Annotated in this window: 34 protein-coding genes, 1 tRNA gene and 2 pseudogenes; 23 read left to right on the top strand and 14 right to left on the bottom strand. The window is 44.3% G+C overall.

Translation table 11 applies throughout. The features are described 5' to 3' along the window. Positions 1–73: 73 nt before the first annotated feature. The 8 genes from rpoC (at position 74) to RS881_RS45150 (ending at position 9,181) form a co-directional block, all read left to right on the top strand. Positions 74–4,366 (top strand): DNA-directed RNA polymerase subunit beta', encoded by a 4,293-nt coding sequence (gene rpoC, locus RS881_RS45185; protein WP_315816809.1) that lies wholly within the window; start codon positions 74–76, stop codon positions 4,364–4,366. A 283-nt stretch (positions 4,367–4,649) separates the two neighbouring features. Then, positions 4,650–5,249: an OmpH/Skp family outer membrane protein gene (locus tag RS881_RS45180; RefSeq protein WP_315816808.1), complete on the top strand. Its 600-nt coding sequence runs from the start codon at positions 4,650–4,652 to the stop codon at positions 5,247–5,249. A gap of 277 nt (positions 5,250–5,526) precedes the next feature. Then, positions 5,527–6,996, top strand: a complete 1,470-nt coding sequence (locus RS881_RS45175; protein WP_315816807.1) for an APC family permease — start codon at positions 5,527–5,529, stop codon at positions 6,994–6,996. Positions 6,997–7,065: 69 nt separating this feature from the next. Next, on the top strand, positions 7,066–7,578 hold the full coding sequence (locus RS881_RS45170; RefSeq protein WP_315816806.1) for a bifunctional heptose 7-phosphate kinase/heptose 1-phosphate adenyltransferase: 513 nt from the start codon (positions 7,066–7,068) through the stop codon (positions 7,576–7,578). Continuing rightward, on the top strand, positions 7,497–8,060 hold the full coding sequence (locus tag RS881_RS45165) for a bifunctional heptose 7-phosphate kinase/heptose 1-phosphate adenyltransferase (RefSeq protein ID WP_315816805.1): 564 nt from the start codon (positions 7,497–7,499) through the stop codon (positions 8,058–8,060). Before RS881_RS45170 ends, RS881_RS45165 begins: the two co-directional genes overlap by 82 nt. A gap of 221 nt (positions 8,061–8,281) precedes the next feature. Continuing rightward, complete coding sequence (locus RS881_RS45160; protein WP_315816804.1) at positions 8,282–8,725, top strand: MBL fold metallo-hydrolase; 444 nt, start codon at positions 8,282–8,284, stop codon at positions 8,723–8,725. Next, a complete protein-coding gene (locus tag RS881_RS45155) occupies positions 8,649–8,978 on the top strand; it encodes an MBL fold metallo-hydrolase (RefSeq protein ID WP_315825039.1) in 330 nt (109 codons plus the stop codon). The genes RS881_RS45160 and RS881_RS45155 overlap by 77 nt, the downstream gene beginning before the upstream one ends. Continuing rightward, positions 8,945–9,181, top strand: coding sequence for an MBL fold metallo-hydrolase (locus RS881_RS45150; protein ID WP_315816803.1), 237 nt, complete (start codon positions 8,945–8,947; stop codon positions 9,179–9,181). Before RS881_RS45155 ends, RS881_RS45150 begins: the two co-directional genes overlap by 34 nt. A gap of 166 nt (positions 9,182–9,347) precedes the next feature. On the opposite strand, the gene RS881_RS45145 is transcribed toward RS881_RS45150, so the two are convergent. From RS881_RS45145 to RS881_RS45110, 8 genes are all read right to left on the bottom strand, one after another. Then, entirely contained in the window at positions 9,348–9,872 is a 525-nt protein-coding gene (locus tag RS881_RS45145; protein WP_315824811.1) for a dihydrodipicolinate synthase family protein, read from the bottom strand. Between the two features lie 38 nt (positions 9,873–9,910). After that, positions 9,911–10,228 (bottom strand): dihydrodipicolinate synthase family protein, encoded by a 318-nt coding sequence (locus RS881_RS45140; protein WP_315816802.1) that lies wholly within the window; start codon positions 10,226–10,228, stop codon positions 9,911–9,913. A gap of 295 nt (positions 10,229–10,523) precedes the next feature. Continuing rightward, a complete protein-coding gene (locus RS881_RS45135; RefSeq protein WP_315824810.1) occupies positions 10,524–11,336 on the bottom strand; it encodes an acetyl-CoA carboxylase carboxyltransferase subunit alpha in 813 nt (270 codons plus the stop codon). A 17-nt stretch (positions 11,337–11,353) separates the two neighbouring features. Beyond that, the gene (locus tag RS881_RS45130; RefSeq protein WP_315816801.1) at positions 11,354–11,497 is read right to left on the bottom strand and encodes a hypothetical protein; all 144 of its coding nucleotides are present in this window, start codon (positions 11,495–11,497) and stop codon (positions 11,354–11,356) included. Between the two features lie 169 nt (positions 11,498–11,666). Then, positions 11,667–12,161, bottom strand: coding sequence for a hypothetical protein (locus tag RS881_RS45125; protein WP_315816800.1), 495 nt, complete (start codon positions 12,159–12,161; stop codon positions 11,667–11,669). Between the two features lie 16 nt (positions 12,162–12,177). After that, a complete protein-coding gene (locus RS881_RS45120) occupies positions 12,178–12,372 on the bottom strand; it encodes a hypothetical protein (RefSeq protein WP_315816799.1) in 195 nt (64 codons plus the stop codon). A 148-nt stretch (positions 12,373–12,520) separates the two neighbouring features. Next, the gene (locus RS881_RS45115) at positions 12,521–13,042 is read right to left on the bottom strand and encodes a hypothetical protein (RefSeq protein WP_315816798.1); all 522 of its coding nucleotides are present in this window, start codon (positions 13,040–13,042) and stop codon (positions 12,521–12,523) included. An 84-nt stretch (positions 13,043–13,126) separates the two neighbouring features. After that, on the bottom strand, positions 13,127–13,513 hold the full coding sequence (locus RS881_RS45110) for a BlaI/MecI/CopY family transcriptional regulator (RefSeq protein WP_315816797.1): 387 nt from the start codon (positions 13,511–13,513) through the stop codon (positions 13,127–13,129). Between the two features lie 195 nt (positions 13,514–13,708). Between RS881_RS45110 and RS881_RS45105 the strand changes: the two genes are divergently transcribed. Both RS881_RS45105 and RS881_RS45100 read left to right on the top strand, forming a co-directional pair. Continuing rightward, on the top strand, positions 13,709–14,386 hold the full coding sequence (locus RS881_RS45105) for an alpha/beta hydrolase (RefSeq protein ID WP_315816796.1): 678 nt from the start codon (positions 13,709–13,711) through the stop codon (positions 14,384–14,386). Then, complete coding sequence (locus tag RS881_RS45100) at positions 14,383–14,520, top strand: hypothetical protein (protein WP_315816795.1); 138 nt, start codon at positions 14,383–14,385, stop codon at positions 14,518–14,520. Before RS881_RS45105 ends, RS881_RS45100 begins: the two co-directional genes overlap by 4 nt. A 251-nt stretch (positions 14,521–14,771) precedes the next feature. Here the strand turns inward: RS881_RS45100 and RS881_RS45095 are convergent, their stop codons facing one another. Further along, positions 14,772–15,725: a M1 family aminopeptidase gene (locus RS881_RS45095; RefSeq protein WP_315816794.1), complete on the bottom strand. Its 954-nt coding sequence runs from the start codon at positions 15,723–15,725 to the stop codon at positions 14,772–14,774. Next, positions 15,706–16,740, bottom strand: coding sequence for a gluzincin family metallopeptidase (locus RS881_RS45090; protein ID WP_315816793.1), 1,035 nt, complete (start codon positions 16,738–16,740; stop codon positions 15,706–15,708). Before RS881_RS45090 ends, RS881_RS45095 begins: the two co-directional genes overlap by 20 nt. 214 nt (positions 16,741–16,954) lie before the next feature. Between RS881_RS45090 and RS881_RS45085 the strand changes: the two genes are divergently transcribed. From RS881_RS45085 to RS881_RS45060, 6 genes are all read left to right on the top strand, one after another. Further along, entirely contained in the window at positions 16,955–17,320 is a 366-nt protein-coding gene (locus RS881_RS45085; RefSeq protein WP_315816792.1) for an MBL fold metallo-hydrolase, read from the top strand. Further along, positions 17,248–17,856 (top strand): MBL fold metallo-hydrolase, encoded by a 609-nt coding sequence (locus RS881_RS45080; protein WP_315816791.1) that lies wholly within the window; start codon positions 17,248–17,250, stop codon positions 17,854–17,856. The genes RS881_RS45085 and RS881_RS45080 overlap by 73 nt, the downstream gene beginning before the upstream one ends. A 251-nt stretch (positions 17,857–18,107) precedes the next feature. Then, a tRNA-Asp gene (locus RS881_RS45075) sits at positions 18,108–18,181 on the top strand. 173 nt (positions 18,182–18,354) lie between these two features. Continuing rightward, positions 18,355–18,672 carry a hypothetical protein gene (locus tag RS881_RS45070; RefSeq protein WP_315816790.1) on the top strand — a complete coding sequence of 106 codons (318 nt, stop codon included), beginning with the start codon at positions 18,355–18,357 and terminating at the stop codon, positions 18,670–18,672. Positions 18,673–18,695: 23 nt separating this feature from the next. Next, complete coding sequence (locus tag RS881_RS45065; protein WP_315816789.1) at positions 18,696–18,851, top strand: hypothetical protein; 156 nt, start codon at positions 18,696–18,698, stop codon at positions 18,849–18,851. A gap of 19 nt (positions 18,852–18,870) precedes the next feature. Then, positions 18,871–19,077 (top strand): phage integrase SAM-like domain-containing protein, encoded by a 207-nt coding sequence (locus tag RS881_RS45060; protein ID WP_315824809.1) that lies wholly within the window; start codon positions 18,871–18,873, stop codon positions 19,075–19,077. An 18-nt stretch (positions 19,078–19,095) separates the two neighbouring features. Here the strand turns inward: RS881_RS45060 and RS881_RS45055 are convergent, their stop codons facing one another. The 4 genes and pseudogenes from RS881_RS45055 to tnpA form a co-directional block, all read right to left on the bottom strand. After that, a complete protein-coding gene (locus tag RS881_RS45055; protein ID WP_315824491.1) occupies positions 19,096–19,260 on the bottom strand; it encodes a transposase domain-containing protein in 165 nt (54 codons plus the stop codon). After that, positions 19,261–20,642: pseudogene (gene tnpC / locus RS881_RS45050) on the bottom strand (IS66 family transposase); the annotation flags it as partial. A 234-nt stretch (positions 20,643–20,876) separates the two neighbouring features. Continuing rightward, positions 20,877–21,259, bottom strand: a pseudogene (gene tnpB, locus RS881_RS60820) (IS66 family insertion sequence element accessory protein TnpB). A gap of 3 nt (positions 21,260–21,262) precedes the next feature. Then, entirely contained in the window at positions 21,263–21,580 is a 318-nt protein-coding gene (gene tnpA / locus RS881_RS45040) for an IS66 family insertion sequence element accessory protein TnpA (protein WP_315814461.1), read from the bottom strand. Between the two features lie 332 nt (positions 21,581–21,912). Between tnpA and RS881_RS45035 the strand changes: the two genes are divergently transcribed. The 7 genes from RS881_RS45035 to RS881_RS45005 all read left to right on the top strand — a co-directional run bounded on the left by RS881_RS45035 (position 21,913) and on the right by RS881_RS45005 (position 26,867). Next, complete coding sequence (locus RS881_RS45035) at positions 21,913–22,257, top strand: site-specific integrase (protein ID WP_315816788.1); 345 nt, start codon at positions 21,913–21,915, stop codon at positions 22,255–22,257. Positions 22,258–22,485: 228 nt separating this feature from the next. After that, the gene (locus RS881_RS45030) at positions 22,486–23,307 is read left to right on the top strand and encodes an AraC family transcriptional regulator (RefSeq protein ID WP_315816787.1); all 822 of its coding nucleotides are present in this window, start codon (positions 22,486–22,488) and stop codon (positions 23,305–23,307) included. A gap of 526 nt (positions 23,308–23,833) precedes the next feature. After that, on the top strand, positions 23,834–24,016 hold the full coding sequence (locus RS881_RS45025; protein ID WP_315816786.1) for a class I SAM-dependent methyltransferase: 183 nt from the start codon (positions 23,834–23,836) through the stop codon (positions 24,014–24,016). A gap of 430 nt (positions 24,017–24,446) precedes the next feature. Next, positions 24,447–24,716 (top strand): DoxX family protein, encoded by a 270-nt coding sequence (locus RS881_RS45020; protein WP_315816785.1) that lies wholly within the window; start codon positions 24,447–24,449, stop codon positions 24,714–24,716. A gap of 180 nt (positions 24,717–24,896) precedes the next feature. Beyond that, a complete protein-coding gene (locus RS881_RS45015; protein WP_315816784.1) occupies positions 24,897–25,193 on the top strand; it encodes a hypothetical protein in 297 nt (98 codons plus the stop codon). 304 nt (positions 25,194–25,497) lie between these two features. Next, the gene (locus RS881_RS45010; RefSeq protein ID WP_315816783.1) at positions 25,498–25,674 is read left to right on the top strand and encodes a hypothetical protein; all 177 of its coding nucleotides are present in this window, start codon (positions 25,498–25,500) and stop codon (positions 25,672–25,674) included. 35 nt (positions 25,675–25,709) lie between these two features. Continuing rightward, positions 25,710–26,867 carry a TolC family protein gene (locus tag RS881_RS45005; RefSeq protein WP_315816782.1) on the top strand — a complete coding sequence of 386 codons (1,158 nt, stop codon included), beginning with the start codon at positions 25,710–25,712 and terminating at the stop codon, positions 26,865–26,867. Positions 26,868–26,874 lie beyond the last annotated feature (7 nt).

Raw genomic sequence — 26,874 nt, 5'->3', positions numbered from 1 at the left:
AACATTCTTTGATAAAATTTTTCCTGCCTTTTGCTAATCCCTAAAGGCTAACAGCTAAAAGCTAAATTATAATATGGCTATTAAAAAAGATAATCGTCCCAGGGCCACCTTTTCGAAGATCACGATCGGTCTGGCTTCACCGGATTCTATTTTAGAGCGTAGCTATGGTGAGGTATTGAAGCCTGAGACAATTAACTATCGTACTTATAAGCCTGAGCGTGATGGCTTGTTTTGCGAACGTATTTTCGGACCAGTTAAGGATTATGAGTGTGCCTGCGGAAAATACAAACGTATCCGTTATAAGGGTATTGTGTGCGACCGTTGCGGTGTAGAAGTTACAGAAAAGAAAGTTCGTCGTGAGCGCATGGGCCACATTAAACTGGTGGTACCTGTAGTGCATATTTGGTACTTCAAGAGCTTACCTAACAAAATTGGTTACCTGTTGGGTGTAAGCTCCAAGAAGCTGGAAACAATTGTTTATTATGAAAGGTTTGTAGTAATCCAGGCTGGTATCCGTGAAGATCGCGGATTAAAGATGGGTGATCTGCTGACTGAAGAAGAATATTTAGAAATCCTGGAGAACCTTCCTAAGGAGAATCAATACCTGCCTGATGAAGATCCCCTGAAGTTCATTGCCAAGATGGGTGCTGAAGCGGTACATGATATGCTGCAACGCATTGAGCTGGATAGCTTGTCCTTCTCTCTGCGTAATGCTGCTGCTACCGAAACATCACAACAACGTAAAGCGGATGCGCTGAAGCGATTGAGTGTGGTAGAAGCATTCCGTGAGGCCAATAGCCGCATCACCAACCGTCCTGAGTGGATGGTAATGCAGTACATTCCTGTCATTCCGCCTGAATTACGTCCGTTGGTTCCTCTGGATGGTGGTCGTTTCGCGTCTTCTGACCTGAATGACCTTTATCGCCGGGTGATCATCCGTAACAACCGTCTGAAAAGGTTGTTGGAGATCAAGGCGCCTGAGGTGATCCTGCGTAATGAAAAACGTATGTTGCAGGAAGCGGTTGACTCTCTGTTCGACAATAGCCGTAAATCCAATGCTGTTAAAGCAGAAGGTGGACGTGCTCTGAAATCATTGAGTGATGTGTTGAAAGGTAAACAAGGTCGTTTCCGTCAAAACCTGTTGGGTAAACGTGTTGACTACTCCGGTCGTTCTGTAATCGTAGTAGGTCCTGAGTTGAAACTACATGAGTGTGGTTTACCGAAGGATATGGCTGCTGAGTTGTTCAAACCGTTTATCATCCGTAAGTTGATTGAAAGGGGTATCGTAAAAACAGTTAAATCTGCCCGTAAGTTGGTAGATCGCAAGGAAGCTGTTGTTTGGGATATCTTAGAGAATATATTGAAAGGCCACCCTGTGATGCTTAACCGGGCCCCTACGCTGCACCGGTTGTCTATCCAGGCCTTCCAACCTAAATTGATCGAAGGTAAGGCGATCCAGTTGCACCCGCTGGTATGTGCTGCGTTTAACGCCGACTTTGATGGTGACCAGATGGCGGTACACGTTCCACTCAGCAATGCTGCTGTATTGGAAGCGCAATTACTGATGCTGTCTTCACACAACATTCTTAATCCTCAAAATGGTGCTCCGATGACCCTTCCTTCACAGGACATGGTACTCGGTCTGTACTATATTTCGAAGGGTAAGAAAACGATGGGTGATGAGATCGTTCGTGGAGAAGGAAAAGCATTTTATAGTGCTGAAGAAGTGATCATTGCCTATAATGAAGCCCGTGTTGACCTGCATGCCTATATCAAGGTAAAAGTTGATGTGCGTGAAAATGATGGTACACTGAAAAGGAAACTGATAGAGACTACTGTCGGCCGTATACTGTTCAACCAGTTTGTACCTAAAGAAGTAGGTTATATCAATGCGCTGCTGACCAAGAAGAGCTTGCGTGAGATCATTGGTGATATCATCAAGATCACCAACGTTCCGAAAACAGCTAAGTTCCTTGATGACATTAAGTTACTTGGTTTCCGTACGGCCTTCCAAGGTGGTTTGTCATTCAACGTGAATGACCTGATCATTCCTTCTATCAAAGAAGAAGTGCTTGAAAATGCGAAAGGTGAAGTAGATGAAGTTTGGGATAACTATAACATGGGTCTTATCACCAACAATGAGCGTTATAACCAAATCGTAGACATCTGGTCACGTGTGGATACCCGTATTACGGAAACACTTATCCGTGAGATGAGCAGCCATAAACAAGGGTTCAACTCGGTGTACATGATGCTTGATTCTGGTGCTCGTGGTTCTAAACAACAGATCAAACAGCTTTGTGGTATCAGGGGTCTGATGGCGAAGCCGAGGAAATCTGGTTCTACTGGAAGTGAGATCATCGAAAACCCGATCCTCTCCAACTTCAAGGGCGGTCTGAACGTATTGGATTACTTCATCTCTACGCACGGTGCGCGTAAAGGTCTTGCCGATACGGCCCTTAAAACAGCCGATGCCGGTTATCTGACCCGTCGTCTGGTGGATGTAGCACAGGATGTAGTTATTACAGAAGAAGATTGTGGTACACTGCGTGGTATTGCCATCAGTGCACTGAAAGATAATGAAGAGATTGTTGAACCGCTGTATGACCGTATCATTGGCCGTACCTCACTGCATAATGTATACAGTCCTGATGCGGATAAACTGATAGTAAGCGCCGGTGAAGTGATCACTGAAGACATCGGTAAAGAAATTGAAGAGGCCAATATTGAAGCTGTAGAGATTCGTTCTGTACTTACTTGCGAAAGCAAGCGTGGTGTGTGTGTGAAATGTTATGGTAAGAACCTGGCTACCGGTAATATTACACAGAAAGGTGATGCTGTTGGTATCATCGCTGCGCAGTCGATCGGTGAGCCTGGTACACAGTTAACACTTCGTACCTTCCACGTGGGTGGTGTGGCCGGTTCTGCTTCGGTGGAATCATCCTTGATCGCCAAGTTTGATGGTACTGTACAATTCGATGGTTTGCGTACTGTAACTACTGAAAACAACGAAGGTGACAAAGTTCAGATCGTAATTGGCCGTACAGGTGAGTTGCGTATCATGGATGTGAAGAATGACCGTTTACTAATCACTAACAACGTACCTTATGGTGCTACCTTGTTTGTGAAGGATGGTCAAAACGTGAAGAAAGGTGATATCATCTGTACTTGGGATCCGTTCAACAACGTAGTAGTAGCTGAAATTGCTGGTCAGATCAAGTTTGAGAATGTAATTGAAGGTATTACTTACCGCGAAGAAGCTGATGAGCAAACAGGTCACCGTGAGAAAGTGGTTATCGAAACAAAGGATAAGAATAAAATACCAACGCTGATCGTAGAAGGCAAGGAAGTGAAATTGTACAACCTGCCAGTTGGTTCACACATCATAGTAGATCAGAGTGAAGATGTTCGTGCAGGACAGGTACTGGTGAAGATCCCTCGTACGCTGCGCATGCAGCGTGATATCACGGGAGGTCTGCCACGTGTAACTGAACTGTTTGAAGCACGTAATCCCGGTAACCCTGCTATTGTGTGCGAAATTGATGGTGTAGTTTCTTTTGGTGCTATCAAACGTGGTAACCGCGAGATCGTGGTAGAAGCGAAAGATGGGGTTGTGAAGAAATACCTGGTGCCATTGACCCGTCAGATCCTGGTACAGGACGGTGACTTTATCAAGGCTGGTGCTTCTCTGTCTGATGGGCAGGTAGCTCCGGGTGATATCCTTTCTATTAAAGGTCCGTTCGCTGTACAAGAGTACGTTGTGAATGAGATCCAGGAGGTTTATCGCTTGCAGGGTGTAAAGATCAATGACAAGCACATTGAAGTGATCGTTCGCCAGATGATGAAGAAGGTAGAAATTGTGGATCCGGGTGATACCCGCTTCCTGGAGGAAGACCTGGAAGATCGCTTTGACTTTAATGAAGAGAATGACTGGATCTTCGATAAGAAGGTAGTAAGTGATCCGGGCGAAAGCTCCAAGCTGCGTGCCGGTCAGATTGCCAGTCTGCGTGAGATCCGTGAAGAAAACTCTTTACTACGTCGTTCCGATAAGAAACCAGTAGAATTCCGTGATGCCAATCCGGCTACTTCACACCCGGTTCTGTTGGGTATTACGAAAGCCTCTCTGGGTACACAAAGCTGGATCTCAGCGGCTTCGTTCCAGGAAACAACGAAGGTGTTGTCATCTGCGGCTATCCAGGGTAAGAGCGATGATATGCTCGGTCTGAAAGAGAATGTTATCACAGGTCACCCGATCCCGGCTGGTACTGGTTTGCGTGACTTTGAGAACATGGTAGTAGGTAGCAAGGAAGAATATGAATTGCTGCAAACTACACGCGAAGCAATGAGCTTTGATGATGATGAGTAATCGCAGATGAAAACGGATCATGCTTATTTCACAGATTAATAAGTGATTGACAATACAAGCAGGAAGTGAAAGCTTCCTGCTTTTTTATTGAAGGAAAGGCAGCTTGGAAACGCGGGGTATATGGGTTGGATAAATTGTTGAATGGCATGAATACTTAGTTGCAAATTATCCTGTTGAGTAAATGAAATTTATGTATATCTTGTTGGCGTATTGAACTAATTCAGGACTGTTAAAAGTTTTAACAATTTTCTTTTAACGCAAGATTTTATCTTGCAAAAAAGGCGTGAATGAGAAATATCTCTACTATTTTAAGCATCATTGCACTGGCGCTTGCCGGTGTACTTTTTACCTGCATTTTTCTGATAAAGGGAAGTCTAAAAGTGTATCTGTTGATGCCGGTAAGAACAGTCAGCACGATTTTAAGATCGCATATTTCGACATCGATTCTTTGCAGTCCAGCTATACTTTCTATAAAGATGCTCTGGAAGAAATGAAAAGTAAGGAAGGTGTTGCCAACGCAGAATTACAGGACATTAAAGCCAAATTCCAAAAGCGGATCCAACAGTTGCAGGAAAAAGGCCCTACTATGTCACAAGCAGAAGGGGAAGCTGCCCAGCGTGAGGTAGCAAAAATGGAGCAGGATTACAGGAAAAGAGAAGCCCAGTTACAGGATAACTTACAAAACCAGCAAATGGATATGACCAAGCTGATGCGTAAGCAAATTGAAGACTATCTGGCAGAGTTTAATAAGCAAAAGGGATATGCCTATATCTTCTCTTATGAGCCTGGCTTTATTATGTACTACAAGGACTCGCTGTATGATGTGACGGGAGCCCTGGTGCAAGGCCTGAATGAGAAGTACAAGAGCAAGAAGAAGAAATAGATTGGGAATAATGAGTGGTGAGTGGTCAGTTGTGGGAGAAGACGTGAATCAGTTGCTGGGGTGGGTTTGGGGATAGATAGGGTGGAGATGGTGTAAAACCCTTATGTGTTGGCCGTAGCAGGCATGCGTATATGTTTCAATAAGAATTGATTATACTTCGTTAAAATAGGTAAACGCAGCTAGTTAATAGCTGCGTTTTTTTGTATACTGTATAGAAGCGTTTTCCTTATCTTGAGGATTCATTATTTTAAAACACTTTGACCTTTATTTAACTGCTATGGCTGAAACAACACCTGCTTTTAAACCCTCCCTGGGCCTGGTTGACGCTACGATGGTAGTGGCGGGCTCGATGATTGGCTCCGGTATTTTTATTGTAAGTACTGATATTACCCGTTATACAGGCAGCGCTGGATGGCTGGTCATGGTGTGGTTGATCACCGGTTTCATGACAATTACAGCAGCGGTAAGTTATGGCGAGTTGAGTGGCATGTTCCCCAAAGCTGGCGGTCAATATGTTTACCTTAAAGAGGCTTTCAACCCGCTGGCCGGATTCCTCTATGGATGGAGCTTTTTTGCGGTAATACAAACCGCCACCATTGCTGCGGTGGCTGTTGCCTTCAGTCGCTTTACCGCTTATCTTGTTCCGGAACTGGGAGAAAAGAACATCCTGTTTACCCTGGGCAAATTAAAGGTGTCGGCAGCCCAGCTGCTTGGCATTGCGATGATCACCTTTCTTACTTATACGAATACCAAAGGTATTAAAGGAGGTAAGATCATACAAACGACCTTTACTACGGTAAAGCTGTTGTCGTTGTTTGGTCTCATCATCCTTGGTTTTCTGCTGGCAAAGCACAGTTTCTGGGGTGAGAACTGGCAAACCGGATTGAATGCCATGCAACTGGAGAAGGATGCAGGTGGCAATTTTGTAACCAACGGCAATTGGTTCCCGATTGCGGGTACCGCACTTATTGGCGCTATCGCTGCCGGTATGGTGGGCTCCATCTTCAGTAGTGACTCCTGGAATAACGTAACCTTCATTGCAGGAGAGATCAAGAACCCCAAGCGTAATATTGGTTTAAGTCTATTCCTGGGTACACTTATCGTTACGGTCATCTACGTTACTACCAATTTGATGTATCTACATGTATTGCCCATGAAAGAGATAGCCTTTCCTGATGGCGACCGGGTAGCTGTGGCTGCTTCTATTTCCATTTTTGGCGATATCGGCGCCAAGGTGATAGCTGTGATGATCATGATCTCAACATTTGGTTGTAATAACGGATTGATCCTTGCAGGCGCTCGCGTTTATTATACGATGGCTAACGATGGGTTGTTCTTTAAAAAAACAGGTATATTGAATAAAAATGCAGTACCTGAATATGCATTGTGGTTGCAGTGTATTGTGGCTTCCATCCTTTGCCTCAGTGGTGGTTATGGCGACCTGCTGGATATGATCTCTTTTGTGGTTGTAATGTTTTATGCGCTCACTATCATTGGCATCGCGGTGCTAAGGAAAAAACGCCCAGATATAGAGCGTCCTTACAAGGCCTTTGGTTACCCGGTGTTACCGGCGATCTATGTAGTATTGGCTCTTACCTTCTGCGTATTCCTGATCATTATGAAGCCTGCTTATGCAGGTGCGGGGCTGGCCATTGTGCTGGTGGGTATTCCATTGTACTACATCGCTTTATCCAATAAAAGAAAAATGCTATCAACAAGTAGGTCATCTGATAGAGGCTGCTTATAAGCTGATTTTCCGGAAAATACAATACCTTGCAAACCTTGCAAGGTATTTTTTATTTAATGTAAGCACTATATGAGTGGAGTCAATTTCGATAAGCTGTTTGCTCAATTCAATGGTATTAAGGTAGGGGTAATAGGAGATGTGATGTTGGATACCTATTGGTGGGGTCATGTAGATCGAATCTCACCTGAAGCGCCCGTGCCGGTGGTGGCGCTGGACAAACGGGAATTCCGGATCGGCGGAGCTGGGAATGTGGCCCTAAACCTAGTATCCTTAGGGGCCCAGGTAACCGCTTTATCGGTAACCGGGAAAGATGATGATGGTCAGTTATTGAAAGGATTGTTTGAGGACTTTAATATCAGTACAAAATATTTATTGCAATCAGGTTCCCGTATTACCACCAATAAAGTGCGCATCATAAGCCGTAACCAGCAAATGATGCGGCTTGATTCAGAGACCACCAAGGACCTATCCCCGAAGATGAACAGATGCTGTTGGACCAGGTGGAACAATACATCATTCAGGAAAAACCACAGGCTATTGTACTGGAGGATTATAATAAAGGGGTGCTTACCGAAAAGGTGATTAAAGCAGTGATAGCCCTTTGTAAGCAATACCAGGTGATTACAACGGTTGATCCCAAGCGCAAGAACTTCTTTGCTTATGAGGGAGTAGACATCTTTAAACCCAATATGAAAGAGGTAAAAGATGGGCTTAACCTGCTGTTGGAAGATGTAAATATGGAGGCTTTGACGGATATCCACCGTCAGTTGGAGGAAAAGCTACACCACCATATTTCCTTCATAACCCTGTCTGAAAAAGGGGTATTTTACCACAATCACGAAACTTCGCGGATCATTCCTTCGCATTTACGCAATATAGCCGATGTATCGGGGGCAGGCGATACGGTAATTGCTGTTGCATCCCTGATCTATACGGCTACGAAAAGCATTGACCTGATGGCAGAAGTAGCCAATATTGCCGGCGGTCTGGTATGTGAAGAGGTGGGTACGGTAGCCATCAACAAAGAGAAATTACTACATGAGTGCAAAATGTTGTTGCAGTAGGTAAGGTATCGCAAAACATTCGCTAATTGACCTGTCTGTATTTGCGAGCCTCCTGGGGCGACTAACTCAATTTCTTCAGAAAAGGTAATTTACCTGCCCCATGGCATACAATTGATGGTTATTGATTTGCGTTATTATATGGTAATCAGTTAATTTAGCTTAGGTAAGCAGCAGATTATACTATACGGCCGTCTTAGACAGTTAAAACCTTCAATTACGGAATGCTCGCAGTCACAATACTGGGAAATAATTCAGCATTACCGGCATATGACCGGCATCCAACGTCACAGCTGGTGACACTGGATGACCACCTCTTTCTGGTAGACTGCGGAGAAGGGACACAGATACAACTGTCAAAATACCGCATCCGATGGGGCCGCATTAACCATATCTTTATATCCCACCTGCATGGAGATCATTACTTTGGTCTACCAGGATTCATTAACAGTATGGGGTTATTGAACCGGGAAAATGACTTGCATTTATACGCTCCTGCTCCACTAAAAGAAATACTTGACCTGCAATTAAAGGCGGCGGCGACTGTATTGCCATATCCTTTGCATTTCCATCCATTGGAAGGGGGGGGTATTGGTAAAAACAGACCGGTTCAAAGTATCTTGCTTTACCACCAAACACCGTATTCCTTGTTGGGGATTTCGGTTTGACCAGGTAAAGGCTCCCCGCCGGGTAAACCCGGATAAAGCCATCAAGCATGAAGTTCCTGCCTCCTTTTATGACCGGCTTAAGCAGGGAGAAGATTATGAAACCAAATCAGGGGACCTGATACAAAATGACTGGGTAACTGATCCGGCGCCGAAACCGCAATCTTATGCTTATAGTGCCGATACGCTGTATGATGAAGAGCTGGTTGAAAAGGTCCAGGGGTGGATATGTTGTACCACGAAACCACTTACCTGAAAGACCTGAATGACCGGGCTGCCAGTCGATTCCATTCTACTACTATACAAGCTGCCTGCATAGCCCAAAAAGCCAATGTTGGCCGCCTTTTGATCGGCCATTTCAGTTCCAAATATGATAAACTGGAAGTGTTCAGGGAAGAAGCCAGTGAAGTGTTTCCCAATACGGACCTGGCATTGGAGGGTGTTACGTATAAGGTATAATTTGGAAGACAGGAAGTGCGTAAAGACCAGAAGACGGAAAGACTGGAAGAACAACGACAACATCACTATTGTATTACCTACCGACTTTCGGTCTATTTCTGAAGAAAAAAAGGCGCAAAGCAATACAGGGAATATGCTTCACGCCTTTAACTAACCCACCAATTATTTAATTCCGCAAATAGGCTTTTACTTGTTCATGCAATGCACTGCTCAATGGGGTCATGGGCAAGCGCAAGGTATTTTCAATTAACTCCAGTTCAGTTAAGAATGCTTTTACGCCAGCAGGATTGTTTTCTGCAAACATCAGGTCATAGGCTTCAATCAACTGGTCATTCAGCTTTTTGGCTGTAGACAGGTCTTGTTGCAGGGTGAAGCGCACCATATCGGTAAACTGCTTGGGGAAGGCATTAGCTGCCACGCTGATCACACCATCCATCCCGGAAGCTACCTGGGCAAAGGTTAAAGCGTCATCGCCACTTACTACCAGGAAATCTTTGGGACGGTCGCGTAAGATAAGGCTGCACTGGCCCATATCGCCACTGGCTTCTTTTATACCGGCTATATTGGCCACTTCATTGGCCAGGCGCAGGGTAGTGGCGGCGGTCATATTCCGGCCGGTACGGCCAGGTACATTGTACAGCAAAACGGGTTTGGGAGCGGCTTCTGCCAACAGTTTATAGTGTTGGTAAATACCTTCCTGCGAGGGCTTATTGTAATAAGGACTGGCGCTCAGAATGGCGGTGGCTTTTTCAAGGGGAAGTATTGGAGATCTTTCAGCAGGTCGCGGGTATCGTTGCCACCAATGCCTACTACTACAGGAACACGGGCATTTACCTTTTCGTAAGTGTATTGAATAATGTCTTTCTTTTCTTCCTTGCTTAGAGTAGGGGTTTCACCGGTTGTTCCCAATGTAACTACATATTCAACGTCTCCTTTGATCACAAAGTCGATGAGTTTGCCAAGGGCATCAAAATCAACTGCTTCGTTGGAGGTGAAGGGGGTAACGAGTGCTACGCCTGTGCCTTGTAATGTTTGCCTGAGCGACATTCTATTGTTGGTTTTTAATTTAATGATCTCATGAAAATCCCTAAAAACAAAAGCCTCCCCGTTACAGGAAGGCTTCAATCTATTTCAGACATACAAAATTGTCTTCAACCTTCCGTGTACCTGGAGTGTTTCTTGACTTGCTTTGTATGTTTCTTTATTAATTGCATGATGAGTACCAAAAATAATCAGCAATTGTATTCCACCCAAATTTTTATGAAAGAAACTGCTGCTAATGGTGTAATTGGTGGGCTTAAAGCATTGTTGCAACGCAAAAACAGAAGTGACAGGTGTTGCATTAGGCTGTTTCATCCCAGAAGCCCATCTTGCCAAATTTCTCAATACGATTTTGAATGCGTTGTTCTGGTGTTAATTGATACAACTCATTGATGGTATTGATGAGGTAGGGCTTTAAGAGATTTGCAGCTTCGGCATAATCCCAATGGGCGCCTCCAACAGGTTCGGGAATGATCTCATCAATAAGGCCAAACTGGTGCATATAGTCGGGCGTAAGCTTGAGTTGTTCGGCGGCTTTTTCCTTCTGATCCCAGCTGCGCCACAAGATGGAACTACAGGATTCGGGAGAGATCACGGTGTACCAGGTATTTTCCAGCATGAATACTTTGTCGCCTACGCCAATACCCATGGCTCCACCAGAAGCTCCTTCGCCAATCACTACGCAAATGACGGGAACTTTGAGGCGCATCATTTCGTAGATGTTACGGGCAATTGCTTCGCCCTGGCCTCTTTCCTCGGCTTCAAGACCGGGATAGGCGCCAGGCGTATCAATTAAGGTGATCACAGGTTTATTGAATTTCTCGGCCAATTTCATCAGGCGCAAGGCTTTTCGATAACCTTCGGGGTTAGCCATACCGAAATTGCGCAACTGGCGTGCTTTGGTATTGATCCCCTTCTGCTGACCGATAACCATCACAGTTTTTCCATCGAGGGAAGCAAAACCTCCTACCATGGCCTTATCGTCCTTTACATTACGGTCACCAAAGAGCTCTACAAAGTCGGTAAAGAGTTTATCGATATACTTGAGGGTATAAGGACGGTCGGGGTGGCGGCTTAGCTGTACTTTTTGCCAGGGGGTAAGGTTCTGGGTGATTGCCCTACGTGTTTCAATTACGCGCTCTTCCAGTTTTTTATGGGGTCGCTGAGGTCGATCTTGCTTTTTTCAGCTTTTTGTTTCAGTCCTTCAATATCATCAAACAGTTCTTTAATGGGTTTCTCAAATTCTAGAAATTGGCGGTTTTTGTCTTGCGGCATAAACAGGAAATATAAAGCTGTAAAATTAAGGGTTGAGGCCTTTTCCTGCGAATGTTTTCTTAATGGGCCTTTTGAGGGATATAAGAAAGGCCCGCCTCATGAGGAGAAGACGGGCCTGGTTTACAAGATTTCACTACTATAAACCCTAAAGCATTGATAATGAGCTGAATTATTTAGTAGCTGGCTTTTTCCTGAAAGTTGCTTTACCCAGGACGATCAGCATTTCTTCGTTGTCTTTGTACTGTTCCGCATATTTTTCGTTGGTTAACAGGTTTACCTGTACATAGTGTTTTCCATAGTTCATCGCATTTTTGGCCAGTCGGCTTGACGAACACAAGGCAAAATCTTCGGGCTTGTAATTGGACAGTACTTCATTGCTTACCCGTTTATTGTCGATCCAAACCCCGTACATTTTCGCATCTTCCCAGTCCTTAAGTTGGGCTGCACTGGGCGTTTTGCGGGTTGGCGGGGTGACAAACATAAGGGTGGGATATTCCTTTCTTTGCTCGAGGGTCATGGCCCGGTATATATCTTTTAGCCACTTTACATCCTCCTTGCTATAATGATAGCGGCCTTCACCTCCACTTGGGTTCTTGAAAACAGTATTAAATTTTTCCAATTGCGTGGCACTTGCGCCGGGGCCAGGAGGGAGGTAGGGGCCCACGTGTACTAATTTGTCGCTATCTACCGTCGGGGGTTAAGGCTATCCTTTTCCCCTGTTTTGGCGGTAGCAGCAGCGGGCTGTTGTTTTTAGTTTGGGGTTTTTCCTGTGCGTAAGTTCTTTCACTGAATAAGAAAACGGCAGCCAGGAAAAGGGGGAGTAATGCCAGTTGGAGGCAAGTAATCCTTTTGTTGTTGGGGATTTGGGTCATCATTACCAATCGTTTTTAGTGATGAAATAATTGAATGCACTCGTTAGCCTGAGGGATGGAGGTTGTTGTATTTTGTCCAGGAGTAAATACTGATAACTACGGATATCGCCATGCGCTTTGATTACCGCATCATCGGCCTGCAGTTCATGATTCAGTTGAATAGCTTTTTATAGAAGAAGTAAATGGGATTGAACCAATAAAACACCTGCAGCAACTCCAGGAAGAGGATATCCCAGGAGTGTTTTTGGCGTACATGAGACAGCTCATGGGTGAGTAAAGCATTGCGGGTATGCGGATCGTTGTAATCAGCACTGCTCATAAATACATATTGCAGGAAGGAATGGGCTGGTATGTCTTTGTTTACCAGGATGAGCCATGCTTCGTGGTAGTGGAGCACCTTATTGCCCGTTATTGCCTGCCGGATGCGGTACAGGTTGCGAATAAAACGAACTAATAAGATAAAGGTCACCAACACATATATGATCAAAGCTATTAGGGAGAAGGGTATTGTTCTAGCTGCTTCCACCGGTGGGTTGGTTACTTCCGGGGCCTGTTCCTGGGTTATCGGGATGATGGCAGGCAGGTAGATGTTTTCCAGTACATCGGGTGTGTGTTGAGTTACCTGGAACGAAAGATAAGGGACCAGGAGGGAAAACAGGATGCTGAATAACAAATACAGCCTGTTAAAGGCATACATTTTTCCCGCTGCAGGATGAACCTATAAACAAGCAGGAATAGTATGGCACAGCAAGCGGATTTAATGATATAAGTAATCATTTTTTTCTTTTTCGATTTCCAGATCAATGATCTTTCTTAACTCTTCCAACTCCTTGGCAGACAGTTTGGTGGATTTGGTAAAGAAGGAAGCAAACTGAAGAGCTGAGTCGTTAAAGAAGTTCTTGATCATACCATTGACATGTTTCGAGAAATAGTCGGCCTTTTTCACCAATGGAAAATACTGGCGTGAGTTTCCAAATAGTTTATGGTCCACAAATCCTTTGTCCTGCATTCTTTTGAGCAGGGTTACCACCGTGGTGGTAGCTGGTTTGGGGTCAGGGAAACAGTCGATCAACTCCTTCAGGAAGGCCTTTTCCTGTTGCCATAGATATTCCATTAACTGTTCTTCTGCTTTGGTTAGTTGCATGCTCTACATTTTTAGATGTTGTTCTACAAATGTAGAGTAAAAGACCGAACGAGCAAATATATTTTTGTGGGCACAGAAAGAGAGAGGGGCCATGGTAGCCATTGGCGGTTTTTCAAGCTGGGATACACTGATTTTAACGGGGGATATTTATATTTACAAACACGCTCATTCAATACTTATATGATGATAAACAACATGTTTAGGAAGATAAGTTTCATTTGTGTACTGCTATTTATGGTGGCTGGTGTTTTAGGCGCCACGATAGATACGGTAACAACCTTCAGTGCTTCTATGAAAAAGGGAATTAAGACGGTAGTAGTATTGCCTGCCGGGTACGACAAGGGCAAAACCTATCCGGTGGTATACCTGCTGCATGGGTACAGTGGCAACTATGCCGATTGGGTAAAAAAGGTAAAGGGAGTGGGTCTGGCGGCCGACCTGTATAATATGATCATTGTTTGTCCGGATGGTAATTTTTCCAGCTGGTATTTTGATAGCCCGATAGACAGTGCCTGGCGGTATGAAACGTATGTATCGAAGGAATTGGTGAACTGGGTGGATGAGCATTACAGTACTATTAGGAATAGAGCGGGCCGGGGTATTACGGGCCTGAGTATGGGCGGGCATGGTGCTTTGTACCTGGCTTTCCGCCACCAGGAGGTGTTTGGTGTAGCAGGTAGTATGAGTGGCGGTGTAGACTTAAGGCCATTTCCTTTGAACTGGGATATTGCCAAACGCATTGGAAGTTATAAAGATAATCCCGAGCAATGGGAAAAGAACAGTGTTATCAATCTTACTCATTTGCTTACCAAAGATGCATTGGCATTGATTATTGACTGCGGTACGGCTGATTTTTCTATACAGTCAATGTGAACCTGCATGAAAAATTGTTGGAGAGAAATATTCCCCATGATTTTATCAGTCGGCCCGGAGCGCATAACTGGGAGTATTGGGAAAATGCAGTGAACTACCAGTTTTTGTTTATGAGTAAGTACTTTAAGAAATAGCTTAATTGTCACTTTCTTTGCCTTGATGCAAAGAAAGTAACCAAAGAAAAATCAAGGCAGGCCCGATCGCTCTGCGCGTCCTGCTTTGCCAACTCCCCCAGTTACAACAACGTAAGTATATTCAAGCAACCATAGCCTTAAGTGGATAAAGAATGCTAAGGGTTTAATTGTAAAAAAAGTTGGGCCTCCCAAAAAGGAGACCCAACTTTTTCAATCTGTTATCAGTAAACGCTTGCAGTTCGTTGCTTTTCCTAAAACCCTTGCAATGGCCAGGTGTTGTTTTTGTTGTTTACATCAGGCAAGGTATTGTCGGGATCGATGGTAACCTTTTGGAGTTTGGAAGTAGACTTGTAGCCAAATTTCCAGGTAGCGCCATGTTGCCAAACTTCAACAGGCAATTGTATACGATCTTTCTTGCCATTTTCTTCAGTTACTTCAACCACTACAGGCATGGGTAATTTTTGAAGATTGGCAATAGTGATGATGCTTCCTTTGGCAGCATCATCCTGTATGTAGGTTACATCCTGCACGGCCTGATCGACTTTCCAGTTTTCGAGGAACCAGCCTCTCCAGAACCAGTCGAGTGTTTCACCGGCATGGTTTTCTATGCAATGGAAGAAATCGTAAGGAGTAGGATGTTTGAAAGCCCATTTGTGCACATAATACCGGAATGCACTGTCAAAGCGTGCGGGCCCCAGGATATTCTCACGCAGCAATTGCAAGCCAAAGCCTGGTTTACGGTAGGCAATGGTGCCCAGGTTGGCAGGACTGGTAACATCGGGTACGGTAGAGATGCTTTCTGCATTGGGGCCAAAGAAAGCATTCACAAAGTTGGTAGCATTCATGGCACGATTGCCAGCATACTCACCATTGTTGAATTTCTTTTCGGCCAGGGTATTGATGAAAGTATTGAAGCCTTCATCCATCCACGGAAATTTTCTCTCATTGCTTCCTACGATCATGGGAAACCAGTTGTGGCCAAATTCGTGCGAGGTTACACCCCATAAGCCACCCTTCCTGGCGCGTGAGCCGCAAAATACAATGCCGGGATACTCCATACCACCCACAATACCGGCTACATTGACGGCCATGGGATAAGTATAGGGATAGAGGTAATCAGAATAAAATTCAATAGCGCCTTTTACGTATTCTGTTGAGCGGCTCCAGGTTGTATCAGTAGCCACTTCAGCTGGGTAAGCCGACATGGCTAGTGATTTTTTTACCACCAGGCAGGTTCATCCGGGCAGCATCCCACACAAAGGAGGTAGAACTGGCCCAGGCTACATCACGTGTATTGATGCATTTGAATTTCCAGGTCAGGTTTTTAGTACTGGTAGGACGTGTGGCCGGATTGGTCACTTCTTCGGCAGAGCGCAGTAATACTGTTTTATCACTGTTTTTCGCTGCATTCCAGCGTTTCAGTTGTTCGGCAGTTAAAACTTCCTGTGGGTTCAACAATTCACCGGAACCTACTACAATGTGGTTGGCGGGAGCGGTGATGTTGTAAGTAATGTCGCCATATTCGAGGTAGAACTCGCCCTGCCCTAAATAGGGCAGAGTGTTCCAACCTTGTACATTGTCATATACACAGAGGCGGGGGAACCATTGGGCGATCTCATAGATCCAACCGTTTTTGGTTTGGAGTCGTCCCATACGATCGGTTCCATATTCAGGTACCGTAAAGTTGTAGGTGATCTTTAATTGCGTATTGCCGCCATTGCCTTTTACGGCCTGGGGCAACCTGATCTTCATGCGGGTATCTATTATGTCGTAAGGCACCGGAGTAGCTTTACCATTTACGATGAGGCTTACAGACTGTACGGTGTAACCTCCATCGAAGGCATTGCGGTTGGCCCAGCGGCCACCGCCTACGGCTGTAGCTGCTACGCCCCTTGATTGAAGGTTGTAAATATTCTGGTCAAGCTGTAGCCAAAGGAAGGACAATGCTTGTGGGCTATTGTTGGTATAAGAAATTTGTACACTGCCTGCCACCTGATGCTGAGCATCGTTGAGGGTAGCTTCAATTTTATAATCGGCTTTGTTTTGCCAGTATTTAGGGCCTGGGGTACCATCAGCTGCTCTTACTTCATCGCCATAGGCAGGGTAGAAGAAGGGCGCGAAAGCTTCGTGCTGGTCATATACAGAGGTGGTTTGTGCAGCAGCCTGTAGTCCCATAACTACCAGACAGCTACTAAGGAGTCTTTTGGATGAAAAGATCATGATGAATAGCGTTGATTTTAATGAAAGAAAACCTAAATATAACAAAACGGCGATGTTGCGCTATGCCATTAATCAAATAGCATGCGTTTTTAATGTGACGGAGCTTTTATAGTGAATAGGATGACTTTTTTGGAGACAATGTGGTAGTAGGGCAGCCAGGCATGGGATTTAAAGCCGGGAAAGGGCAACAAGGTTAAACAGGAAGAAATGTTGATTGAATAGTTATAATTTGCAGCCCGATATGTCATTATACATCACTTCACTCAATTCGGGCAGTAATGGGAATTGCTACTACATTGGCAACGATGAGGAAGCGATCTTTGTGGATGCTGGTATTTCATGCCGGGAAACGGAGCGGCGGATGCGCCGATTGGGGTTACTGATGGAGAAGGTCAGGGCCATTTTTGTATCGCATGAGCATTCGGACCATATCTCCGGAATTCCGGTATTGGCCAAAAAGTACCGCTTACCTGTATATGTAACGGCGGGCACCTTAAAAATGGCGGTTTGCAATTGGCGCCGGAGCAGGTGGTCCCTTTCCAGGCCTATGAAGGAGTACAGATTGGGGGATTGGAGGTGACGGCATTTCCTAAATTTCATGATGCCTATGATCCCCATAGTTTTATTGTATCGTCGGGAACCGTGCGGGTTGGGATCTTTACTGATATTGGTAAAACTTGTGCGCATGTGATCAATCATTTTCAGCATTGCCATGCTGCTTTCCTGGAAACGAATTATGACGAAGATATGTTGATGAATGGGCGTTATCCGGCTGCTTTGAAAAACCGGATCCGGGGCGGACAAGGGCATTTGTCGAATGCTCAGGCATTGGAGTTGTTTAAACAACACCGGCCTGAGTTCATGAGTCATTTGTTGTTGTCACATTTATCGAAGGACAATAATGATCCCCAGTTGGTGAAGGCATTATTTGACCAGCACCGGGATAACACTTCAATTGTAGTCACTTCCCGTTTTGAAGAAACAGCGGTATATCATATACAATCAACGGGCGAAATATTGGCTGATATTGAGCGGCCGGTGGAGCCTGTGGCGAAGGCGTTTGTTTTATCAAAGTCCCGGCGTCGACCGAATGACCAGCAATTGTCGTTGTTTTAATGGGAATTGATAAATTGCTGGGTTGTTGAATAGTGGAGTGGAGTGTCTAAAATGGGGTAAAAAACATGCTGGCCGGTGGGGATCAAAAAAGTAGAAAAATAAAGTTTCTGAAATCTGTTTTTTTGTTGGTTGAAATCAAAAAACTGCTATCTTTGCCATCCCAAAAACGACAGAACGGTAGATAGAAGGGATTGGTTATGAGTCGTTTACGGCGCAATAATGTTTTTAAGCGATCATTCGCTCAACATATTGGATCGGTAGTTCAGTTGGTTAGAATGCCGCCCTGTCACGGCGGAGGTCGCGGGTTCGAGTCCCGTCCGGTCCGCATCTTAGGTTCATCAGCAATGATGGACCTTTTTTGTTTTTATCCATCCTTACTTTCAAGGGTTGATTTTCAGTATTTAGCAACAAAATCACCTAGTCATTCTTCCTACCTTTATTTCAGCTTGGCAATTTAAAAACTCGACCCAAAATTCGGCCCTTTAAAATGTCAAGATTATGCGGTTACCTATCAAGTTTATTTGTCGCGCCAATAAGATGAATAGCGACGGCACTTCTACAGTGTTTATACAGTACTGCTACAATGCAGAACAAAAACGCTGCTGCACACTGGTATTAAAATCCCACCCACGTATTGGAACAGTGCCCAATGGCGCATTACCAATAATGCTCCCTGCTCATCATGGCAACCACGAAGCAATGAATAAGGAGCTTAGGCGGCTATTCAGGATCGCGGAGGACCTGGTATCTCATGCCATTGACAAGAAAATGCCCGATAAGGGTGCTTTTGTAAAAAGACTTTCTCTCCCTACCTAGAAGTAACAACTGTGGAAGAACGAGTGAGCGAGGTTACCAAAAAGGAGGCTGAAGAAAAAAGGTCCAAGCTGGATCTTTATTATCAGTTTGACGAATACATCAAAACAAAGCAATGGAAGGTTAGCCCCGCTACGCTTACGGTTTATGGTAACGTAAAAATCCCACCTTCAGGCATTTGAAGTCTTTCGAGGCGGCAAGATCACCTTTGATAGCTTCAATTTCACGTTCTACGAAGATTTTGTGGACTACCTGACTTTCGAGCAGGTTCGCATGCGCCGGCAAACTGTTTTAACCGGCTTAAAACTCAACACCATTGGCAAAACCATCAAATACCTACGCGGCTTAATTAAAGACCGGGTGAAAAGAAATATCATTGCGCCCATTGAACTGTGTGTCTCCGAGTAGCCTAAAAAATCGTATTGTTTAGTTGCCTAATTTTGCTTTAAGCCTTAGTGATGGCTTGTGTTTTTTCCACTGGTGGGGTAAGAGTTTCCTGAGTTGCGCGGTAGTCATCTCGTTGATGTTATGACTAAGCACTTCGCGGAGCCACTCATAAGGGTTTACGGTATTAAGTTTGCAGGTAACCAGCAGCGAGTATAAGAGGCCTGCTCTTTTGGCCGCTTCATGCGAGCCACAGAACAGGTAGTTTTTGCGTCCGACAGCCAGGTTTTTCATACAGCGCTCTATGGGATTATTATCAATATGCAAATGATTAGTAGAGGCATAGAGACTTAAGCCGTCCCAGCGTTTGATGCTGTAAGCTATAGCCTGTGCTATAGGGCTTTTCGGTTTTAGCTTTACATACTCCTGCTTCATCCACTCTCCCAGTTCTTTTAAAATAGGCACAGATTGTTCTGTCCGCCGCACTTTGATCTGGTCCGGGTTGAGCTGCTCTTCTCTACATTGCTCCTCGATCTTATAAAGCTTCGCTATCTCGGTCAAAGCATATTCTGCCCGAACTTTATCATTGCCTTTCGCCTCATAAAAATGACGACGGGCATGGGCCATACAAAAGAACACATGTATTCCTTTGATGTCCAACTCTTCATAGACATCATAACCATCTACCTGCAAGTGACCCTTAAAATGTTGTAAGATATGTTTGGCTGCCAATGTATCCCTCCCCGATGATAATCAAAGTAGATCAGTTGCCCGTTATGCGTTAAGTACGTCCAGTAATACCCCTGGTGGGTATCTTTCTTCTTATTCCTGTCCAGAACCTGTATGGTTGTTTCATCACCATGCCAATAATCATATTGGTACATCTCATGCAGGTGCAGATGGCCCAGTGGCGCTACCACGTTCGCAACCTGCCGTACCCAATCGGTAATGGTTGAATAAGCAATGGTGACATTACTTCTCTTGAAGCAGTCCAACTGACGATTCAGCGGTTTATGATCTATAAACTTATCTATAATGATCTGTGCTAACAACTCCGGCGTGGCAATGCTCTTAGACAAGGCTTGCTCTGGAAGATGCGCCTGCACTATACGATGCTGATCAGGCCGTTCTGCTACAGAGCATTTATACTGAGGGATAATAGTACGTTGGAGAAATATTTCTCCCGGCTTCCAGCCAAGCTGTTCCTTTACTTCTTCTCCCACCTTCTCGCATCCGCTCACATCTTCCGGAGGCTCTATCACGGTCTCTTCCACCCGTAGATGATCCGGAAAGGCATTGGCTAACCCGTTTTCCCGTTGAACCTGTTTTTGCTTTACGTAACTTATCTTTTGAACATCAGCAAGGTTGGTTGCTTTATACCCCTGCTCAAAGGAAAGGCCTAATTCCTGCTGTTGCTGTAAAGGGGAAGGAACAAACTTCTCAGTCTTAAAACCACCCAGTAACTTCGTTAGTTGATACAATTGATATTGAAGCTGCGTTACCTGATCGCGTAATTCTTTATTGCTTTGTAATAGCTCCTGGTTGTTTTGTGGTAATTGTCCATTATTTTGTTGCTGTAGTTGCAGCATTGGAAGCAGTTGCTCATAGAGCGCTTTGTAATCTATATTTTCTGCTGCTGCTGACATTATACAAAGATAGCCCGGCTATGCATTTAAGCTATATCGTATAACCGAAAGTTATACAGCCGATGCGTGGATAAACCCGCATTCAAAAATGATTTTAAAAAACAGCACCAAAAATGTGGATAACCCGGCCTGTTTTTCTTAAAATAAAAAACGTTGCCATTTTTTTCGATGGCAACGTCAAATATATTCAACCCATGATCCATAAGGATTACATCGTACCGATGTACCGCTTTCGAAAAACGCTTTCTTCAAAGAAACGCCCTGTAAGATCATACTTAATTGTTTAGCCGTAATACTACTGTGAGTGCCTTCCATAATACCTGCCGGTAACTCAAAGGTACCTTCCTCTAATCGCTTATAGTATAAGCTAAAACCATCCCCTTCCCATTCTAACGCCTTCAGGTGCGTTTGCCGTTTGTTCAAAAGATAAATACATCACCCGTCTGAATTTCCATTCCCAGTTCGTTGGTAACAAGCCCGCTCAAACCGTCAAAACTCTTCCTTACATCCGCCCACTTATGATACAACCAGTAATGGGTGCCGTTGTTGATCTGTAACATAAGTTAACTGATTAAAGCTTTTAAAAAACTCACAGATGGCTCCCGGTAAAAACGGATGCCCCGGTATTCCGCAAAGAGATCCTGGGAAATGGAAACCTCTTGCTGCCCTGTCACTGTTAGCAAAGTGAAACTACTTTGATTCTCCATCGGCTTATCTTCCAACCGGGCGTGATATTTCTTCTGCCAGTAGTGATATGTACCAGGTGAAAGATCATACAACTCACAAAAATCTTTTACTGTCATCGAACTGGCTTCATGTTCAGCTATCAACGCGAACATTTTTTGCTCCTTCGATAAGCCACTTGATTGCTTTTGTTCCATACGTTTACATTTTTGATAAGCCCAAAAAGTAAACTTTTTATAATATCTTAATTTTTAGCTACTCGGAGGTACACATTGAACTTACTGATTTCAAGATACCTGAATCGGAAAGCGACGCTATTTACCTTTCGCATGAGGAAATAGCAACGATCTATCAAACAGATTTATCTGAGCATTCCCACCCGGTTGGGTACCGGGATTTGTTTATCCTGGCTGCCTGACGGGGCTAAGGTTTTCGGACCTCTCCACCCTGAAGCCGGAGGATTTGCGGCAGGATATGCTTTATAAAAAGCAGGAAAAGTCTGATCACCCCGTAGTCACCCTCTTGCAATATGAAGCAAAGCCTGATCTTCACCCGGCAGTTCCAGGACCGGATTCCTAAATTGACTAACCCGGAGTTTAACCGCCATATTAAGGCCATTGGAAAGCTGGCTGGTATTACACAGCCCATTATGTTCTCGTACAAAAAGGGAAACCAGCAGGTGGTTGTCATCAAGTCCAAATATGACTGGATTACCTCGCACACCGCCCGGCGCTCATTCTGTACCAATGAGTTTTTAGCAGGTACCCTAGTGGATTTGATCATGAGAATTAGCGGCCGCAGGAGGGAAAAGGATTTTTATAAATATATCCGTATCAGCCTGGAAGAGGCGGCTAAAAAGGTCAAGGATTTGTAGCTGGCAAGGGGTGATATGAAACTAATTAAAGAGAAAGTGGAAAAGATGGGATTGGCAATTTAAGTACATCATAGTTTCTGTCGGGATAGCGCTATAATAGAAAGATTTCGGCTATTTTTGTGACATCGTTTCATAATCCGGGATATTCTGTACATTGAATGCGGAGCCTTGGTTTTTCTATAAATATCTTTGGATTACCTACTCCATCTAAACAGTTCAAATGCTATAATGGCCACCAAATTTCAAATAAAGGATAAAATCGAAAGTGGAAAGCCCATTAAGATTGCACCTTTCAAAAAGGAAATCAGGAAAACAACGCCGCATAAACACAATAACTATTTTGAAATTCTTTACCTCTCACAGGGTAAAGGGTTCCATTATATTGATGCGCTAAAATTTGAAGTCAAGCCGCCTGTCATGTATTTCATCCGCAGGGAGCAGGCACATTATTGGGAGCTGAATAGCGAGCCTGATGGGTTCGTAGCCATAATAAAGAAGCCATTTTTAGAGAAAAGCCTGGATAGTGAATTAAAAGCCCTCTTTACCAAAATCAGTGGACAAACTGCCCTATATGTACACGATGAAAGCACCATTCAGGCGCTTTTTGAATTACTTGCCGAAGAAAACAAAAACGAAGGGAAATATACGTTTCATGTCGTCGAGGGCCTGCTCAAAGCACTGCTGGCGAAAGTGCTGGAAGATGCAAAACCAATTGCAGGCAGAGTAGCAACCAATTCCAGCCTCTATCAATCTTTTCTCTCCTTGCTGAGTACGGAAGGAATAATTAAAAACAGCGTCCAGTATTATGCGGGACAACTGAACGTATCAGCGCAAAATCTGAATGCCGCCTGCCGTAAGGCCGTTAACCAATCATCAGAGGAAGTACTTTCGGAATTTATTATCAGCGAAGCAAAACGACTGTTGATTTATACAGATATAACGGTTGCTGAAATTTCTTTCAGGCTCGATTTTACCGATCCATCCCATTTTGTAAAGTACTTCAAACGAAAAACCCTTCAAACACCACGCGCTTTCCGGGATGGTAATTAGAGGCCTGCTATTTTCAAATATACCATAAAATTGACCTTTTATACCATAAACCGGGAATTTAATGTTTCATATTTGTCGCAGGGTAAGTTGTGCATACCGGTACGCTCTATGAAATCGTCCATCCCCATCATTATAGCCGTATTTTTGCCGTTTGATATTTAGATGGGCGGGAAGTGAAGGGAAATTGGATAAAAGGTTCTGAATAAGAAAAGATCGGAACAATTTAAATTCGATTCCGTGGCTTTGACCTGGCGATGGCAGAAACAGAATATCGATACCTGGAATGGTATTGGGCCGGCCAAGATGCAAAACTGGGATTATGCAGGTTATCAATTAGAGAAAATAAAATTCAATATGATGGAGTCAAAAATCATTGGGAAAACATTTACGCTACCAGGCAACCGAACGAACTTAGCTGGACACAGGAAATTCCTCAAACTTCGATTGACTTTATTCATGCTGCAAATTTGAACAAGCAAGCCAGCATCATTGATGTTGGGGTGGCGATAGTAAACTGGTGGACTTTTTGCTCGATGAGGGCTTTGAAAATATATCCGTATTGGACATTAGCGAAGAAGCCTTGATAAGAGCAAAAAAACGACTTGGCGACAAAGCCGCCACCGTTAAGTGGATTGTTACTGACATTACAGCGTTTGAACCAACGCAAACTTATGATTTTGGCACGACCGTGCCACCTTTCACTTCCTGACAACTGGACCGCAAATCACAAAATATCTTTCTACTGCACGAAAAAGTGTAAAAGAAAATGGTGTTTTAACAATCGGAACTTTCAGTGAAAACGGGCCCAAAAAGTGCAGTGGACTTGACATCAGGCAATACAGCGAAGGCACTTTGGCAAACGAACTGAATAACGGTTTTGAAAAATAGAGTGCATCACCGAAGACCACACAACACCATTTAATACGACACAAAATTTTTTGTTTTGCAGTTTCAGAAAAAAATAAGAGGGCGGCGATTTTTAAATACCGACAATTCCAAAACCACTATTCTTATTCGGTTAATGGTAGGTATTGTCTTCCTCTCCGAGGGCATACAGAAATTTTTATTCGCTGCTGCATTAGGGATCAGGTCGCTTTGCGAAGATCGGATTACCCTCACCGGAATTTTTAGGCCCGTTTGTGGGCAGCTTTGAGATCATTTGCGCAGTATTAGTTCTGGCAGGATTGCTCACACGGCTGGCAGCTATTCCGTTACTCATTATTATGCTGGTGGCCATTGCTACTACAAAGGCTGCAGTTTTAGTCAATGACGGCTTTTGGGAAATGATGCATGGCAGCCGTACAGATTGGGCCATGTTGTTGGGCAGCATCTTCTTAATTGTTAGAGGCGGAGGCAAGTGGTCGCTTGACCGGAAACTCACAAGGAAACTATGGAAACAGTCATTTTAACACTGGCCGCTTTTATCGTATCCATCCTCACTTTTTTTCAGGATTTGGCTTAGGTACTATTCTCACGCCGTTATTTATGATTTTCTTCCCCGTTGAAGTAGCGATTGCCTTAACAGGAGTAGTGCATTTTTTAATAACACCTTCAAGCTGGTATTGGTAGGCAAAAAGGCTGATAAACAAGTGCTGCTGCGGTTCGGTATTCCTGCTGTAGCAGCTGCTTTCGCCGGGGCCTGGTTGCTGCTTCAAATTACGGACTTACAACCGCTTTTCTCCTATTCCATCAGTGGGCGGACATTTGAGGTTTCGCCCATAAAATTCATTATCTCTATACTGCTGATCATTTTTGCGCTTATTGATTTAGTCCCCTTTTTCAGCAAACTGCGGTTTGGAAAAGAGAAATTGCCTATTGGCGGGGCATTAAGCGGATTTTTGGCGGGTTATCAGGTAACCAGGGTGCTTTACGCAGCGCTTTTTTAATCAGAGCCGGCCTGTCGAAAGAAGCCTTTATTGCAACAGCAGTAGTGGTATCCACCCTGGTAGATTTCACCAGGCTGTCCGTATATGCTACCCGGTTTGCAAAATCAGGATTGCATGAAAATGGGACATTGGTCATCTGTGCCGCCCTCGCAGCCGTTACCGGATCGTATATGGGGAACAGGCTGTTGAAAAAAAGTTACGCTGAAATTCATACAAACGCTTGTAGCCATCATGCTGATCATTATTTCATTGGCATTGGGTGCAGGAATAATATAAACTAAAAAATCTGTAAAACAGAAAATTAATGACGCTAAAACTCTCGGCAGCCATCCTGTTACAAGGTTGGATTATGCTGGCAGGCATAAAGGTAGTTGCGCAGCAACAATCAGCTACCTTGCCCCGGCTATTGCAAATGGCAGAAACCAATTACCCGCTGCTAAAATCAAAAGTATTGGACGTGCAGGCTGCGCAAAAGGTGTAAATGCCAGCAAAAGCACGTTTATTCCCTCGCTGGACGTGTCTTACCAGGCCAACTATTCCACTTATAACAATATTACCGGCATGGCATATCCGCAATACCTTATTCCGATCAGCGGGCCGCCTTCTGCCGACAATGACTACAGCGGCGTGTTTGGCAGTGCCACCAGCTTACTCCTGAACTGGCAGCCGTTAACCTTTGGGCAGCGGCAGTCGCTGGTAGGTTTTGCGAAAGCAGGTGTACAATACGCACAGGCGGATGTACAGAACGAGATTTTTCAGCATAAGATCAGGGTGATCAACGCGTACCTGGACATGGTGACGGCTATGGAGCTGGAGAAAGTTTACCAGGAAAACCTTGCCCGTACAGCCGCCAGTTTATCCGTTGTAAAAACGTTGGTGATAAATGGTATCAAACCGGGTGTGGATACGGCTTTGCTTAAAGCAGAAGTTTCCAGGGCAAAAGTAGACCTACTGAACAGCCGCAAGTATAAAGATCAAACTGCCATTACCCTTTCCGGGTTACTGGCATCAGATAATATGCCCTCCGTTGCTGATACCAGCTATTTTGGAAAATTGCCTACCGGCTATACCGTTGCTGATACAGCCCGGAATCCCCTATTGACTTTATATCATTCAACGATTGAACTAAGCAAAGCAAAGAAAAAGGTGTTGTCTAAAACTACCATGCCTACACTTTCCGTCTGGGGAACGGCTTATGCAAGAGGTTCCGGTATTGACAATAATGGCATGGTGAAAGCAACGGACGGTCTTTCTTTTCAGCGGTACAATTATGGCGCGGGATTACAGTTAAGCATTCCCCTTTTACAGTTTACGAGAATAAAATCACAAGTACAGCAACAGGATTTCTTGATTAAATCCAATGAAGAAAAATTCCTTGAAGCCGCTTTGCAGATCAGGAAACAGAACGAGCTGGCAGATACTACCCTGGGCACAGCCTTGGCAGTGGCACAGGAAAGCCCCTTATTTTATGAATCGGCCAGTTTCTCTTATAAAGCATTACAATCCCGTTACCAGTCAGGCTTAGCCAATTTTTCCGATCTGATGCAGGCCCAATATGTACTTGTGAAAGCGACGGTTGATAATAAGACCGCTTATGTGGCTGTGTGGAAGGCGTTGCTGTATAAAGCTGCGGTAAATGGTGATCTGAACTTATTTTTAAAACAGGTTAATTAGCAAGGTT

The organism is Paraflavitalea speifideaquila (assembly GCF_032395985.1).
In the GTDB taxonomy this organism is placed as follows: Bacteria; Bacteroidota; Bacteroidia; order Chitinophagales; family Chitinophagaceae; genus Paraflavitalea; species Paraflavitalea speifideaquila.
Note: the sequence above shows the minus strand (reverse complement) of the source record. Positions and strands in the feature narration are given on the sequence as shown.

Coding starts and splice junctions, on each gene's coding strand:
- rpoC (WP_315816809.1), top strand. CDS start 74: ATGGCTATTAAAAAAGATAATCGTCCCAGGGCCACCTTTTCGAAGATC.
- RS881_RS45175 (WP_315816807.1), top strand. CDS start 5,527: ATGGCTGAAACAACACCTGCTTTTAAACCCTCCCTGGGCCTGGTTGAC.
- RS881_RS45170 (WP_315816806.1), top strand. CDS start 7,066: ATGAGTGGAGTCAATTTCGATAAGCTGTTTGCTCAATTCAATGGTATT.
- RS881_RS45160 (WP_315816804.1), top strand. CDS start 8,282: ATGCTCGCAGTCACAATACTGGGAAATAATTCAGCATTACCGGCATAT.
- RS881_RS45140 (WP_315816802.1), bottom strand. CDS start 10,228: ATGTCGCTCAGGCAAACATTACAAGGCACAGGCGTAGCACTCGTTACC.
- RS881_RS45130 (WP_315816801.1), bottom strand. CDS start 11,497: ATGCCGCAAGACAAAAACCGCCAATTTCTAGAATTTGAGAAACCCATT.
- RS881_RS45120 (WP_315816799.1), bottom strand. CDS start 12,372: ATGATGACCCAAATCCCCAACAACAAAAGGATTACTTGCCTCCAACTG.
- RS881_RS45110 (WP_315816797.1), bottom strand. CDS start 13,513: ATGCAACTAACCAAAGCAGAAGAACAGTTAATGGAATATCTATGGCAA.
- RS881_RS45105 (WP_315816796.1), top strand. CDS start 13,709: ATGTTTAGGAAGATAAGTTTCATTTGTGTACTGCTATTTATGGTGGCT.
- RS881_RS45095 (WP_315816794.1), bottom strand. CDS start 15,725: ATGTCGGCTTACCCAGCTGAAGTGGCTACTGATACAACCTGGAGCCGC.
- RS881_RS45090 (WP_315816793.1), bottom strand. CDS start 16,740: ATGATCTTTTCATCCAAAAGACTCCTTAGTAGCTGTCTGGTAGTTATG.
- RS881_RS45070 (WP_315816790.1), top strand. CDS start 18,355: ATGCGGTTACCTATCAAGTTTATTTGTCGCGCCAATAAGATGAATAGC.
- tnpA (WP_315814461.1), bottom strand. CDS start 21,580: ATGGAACAAAAGCAATCAAGTGGCTTATCGAAGGAGCAAAAAATGTTC.
- RS881_RS45035 (WP_315816788.1), top strand. CDS start 21,913: ATGAAGCAAAGCCTGATCTTCACCCGGCAGTTCCAGGACCGGATTCCT.
- RS881_RS45030 (WP_315816787.1), top strand. CDS start 22,486: ATGGCCACCAAATTTCAAATAAAGGATAAAATCGAAAGTGGAAAGCCC.
- RS881_RS45010 (WP_315816783.1), top strand. CDS start 25,498: ATGACGCTAAAACTCTCGGCAGCCATCCTGTTACAAGGTTGGATTATG.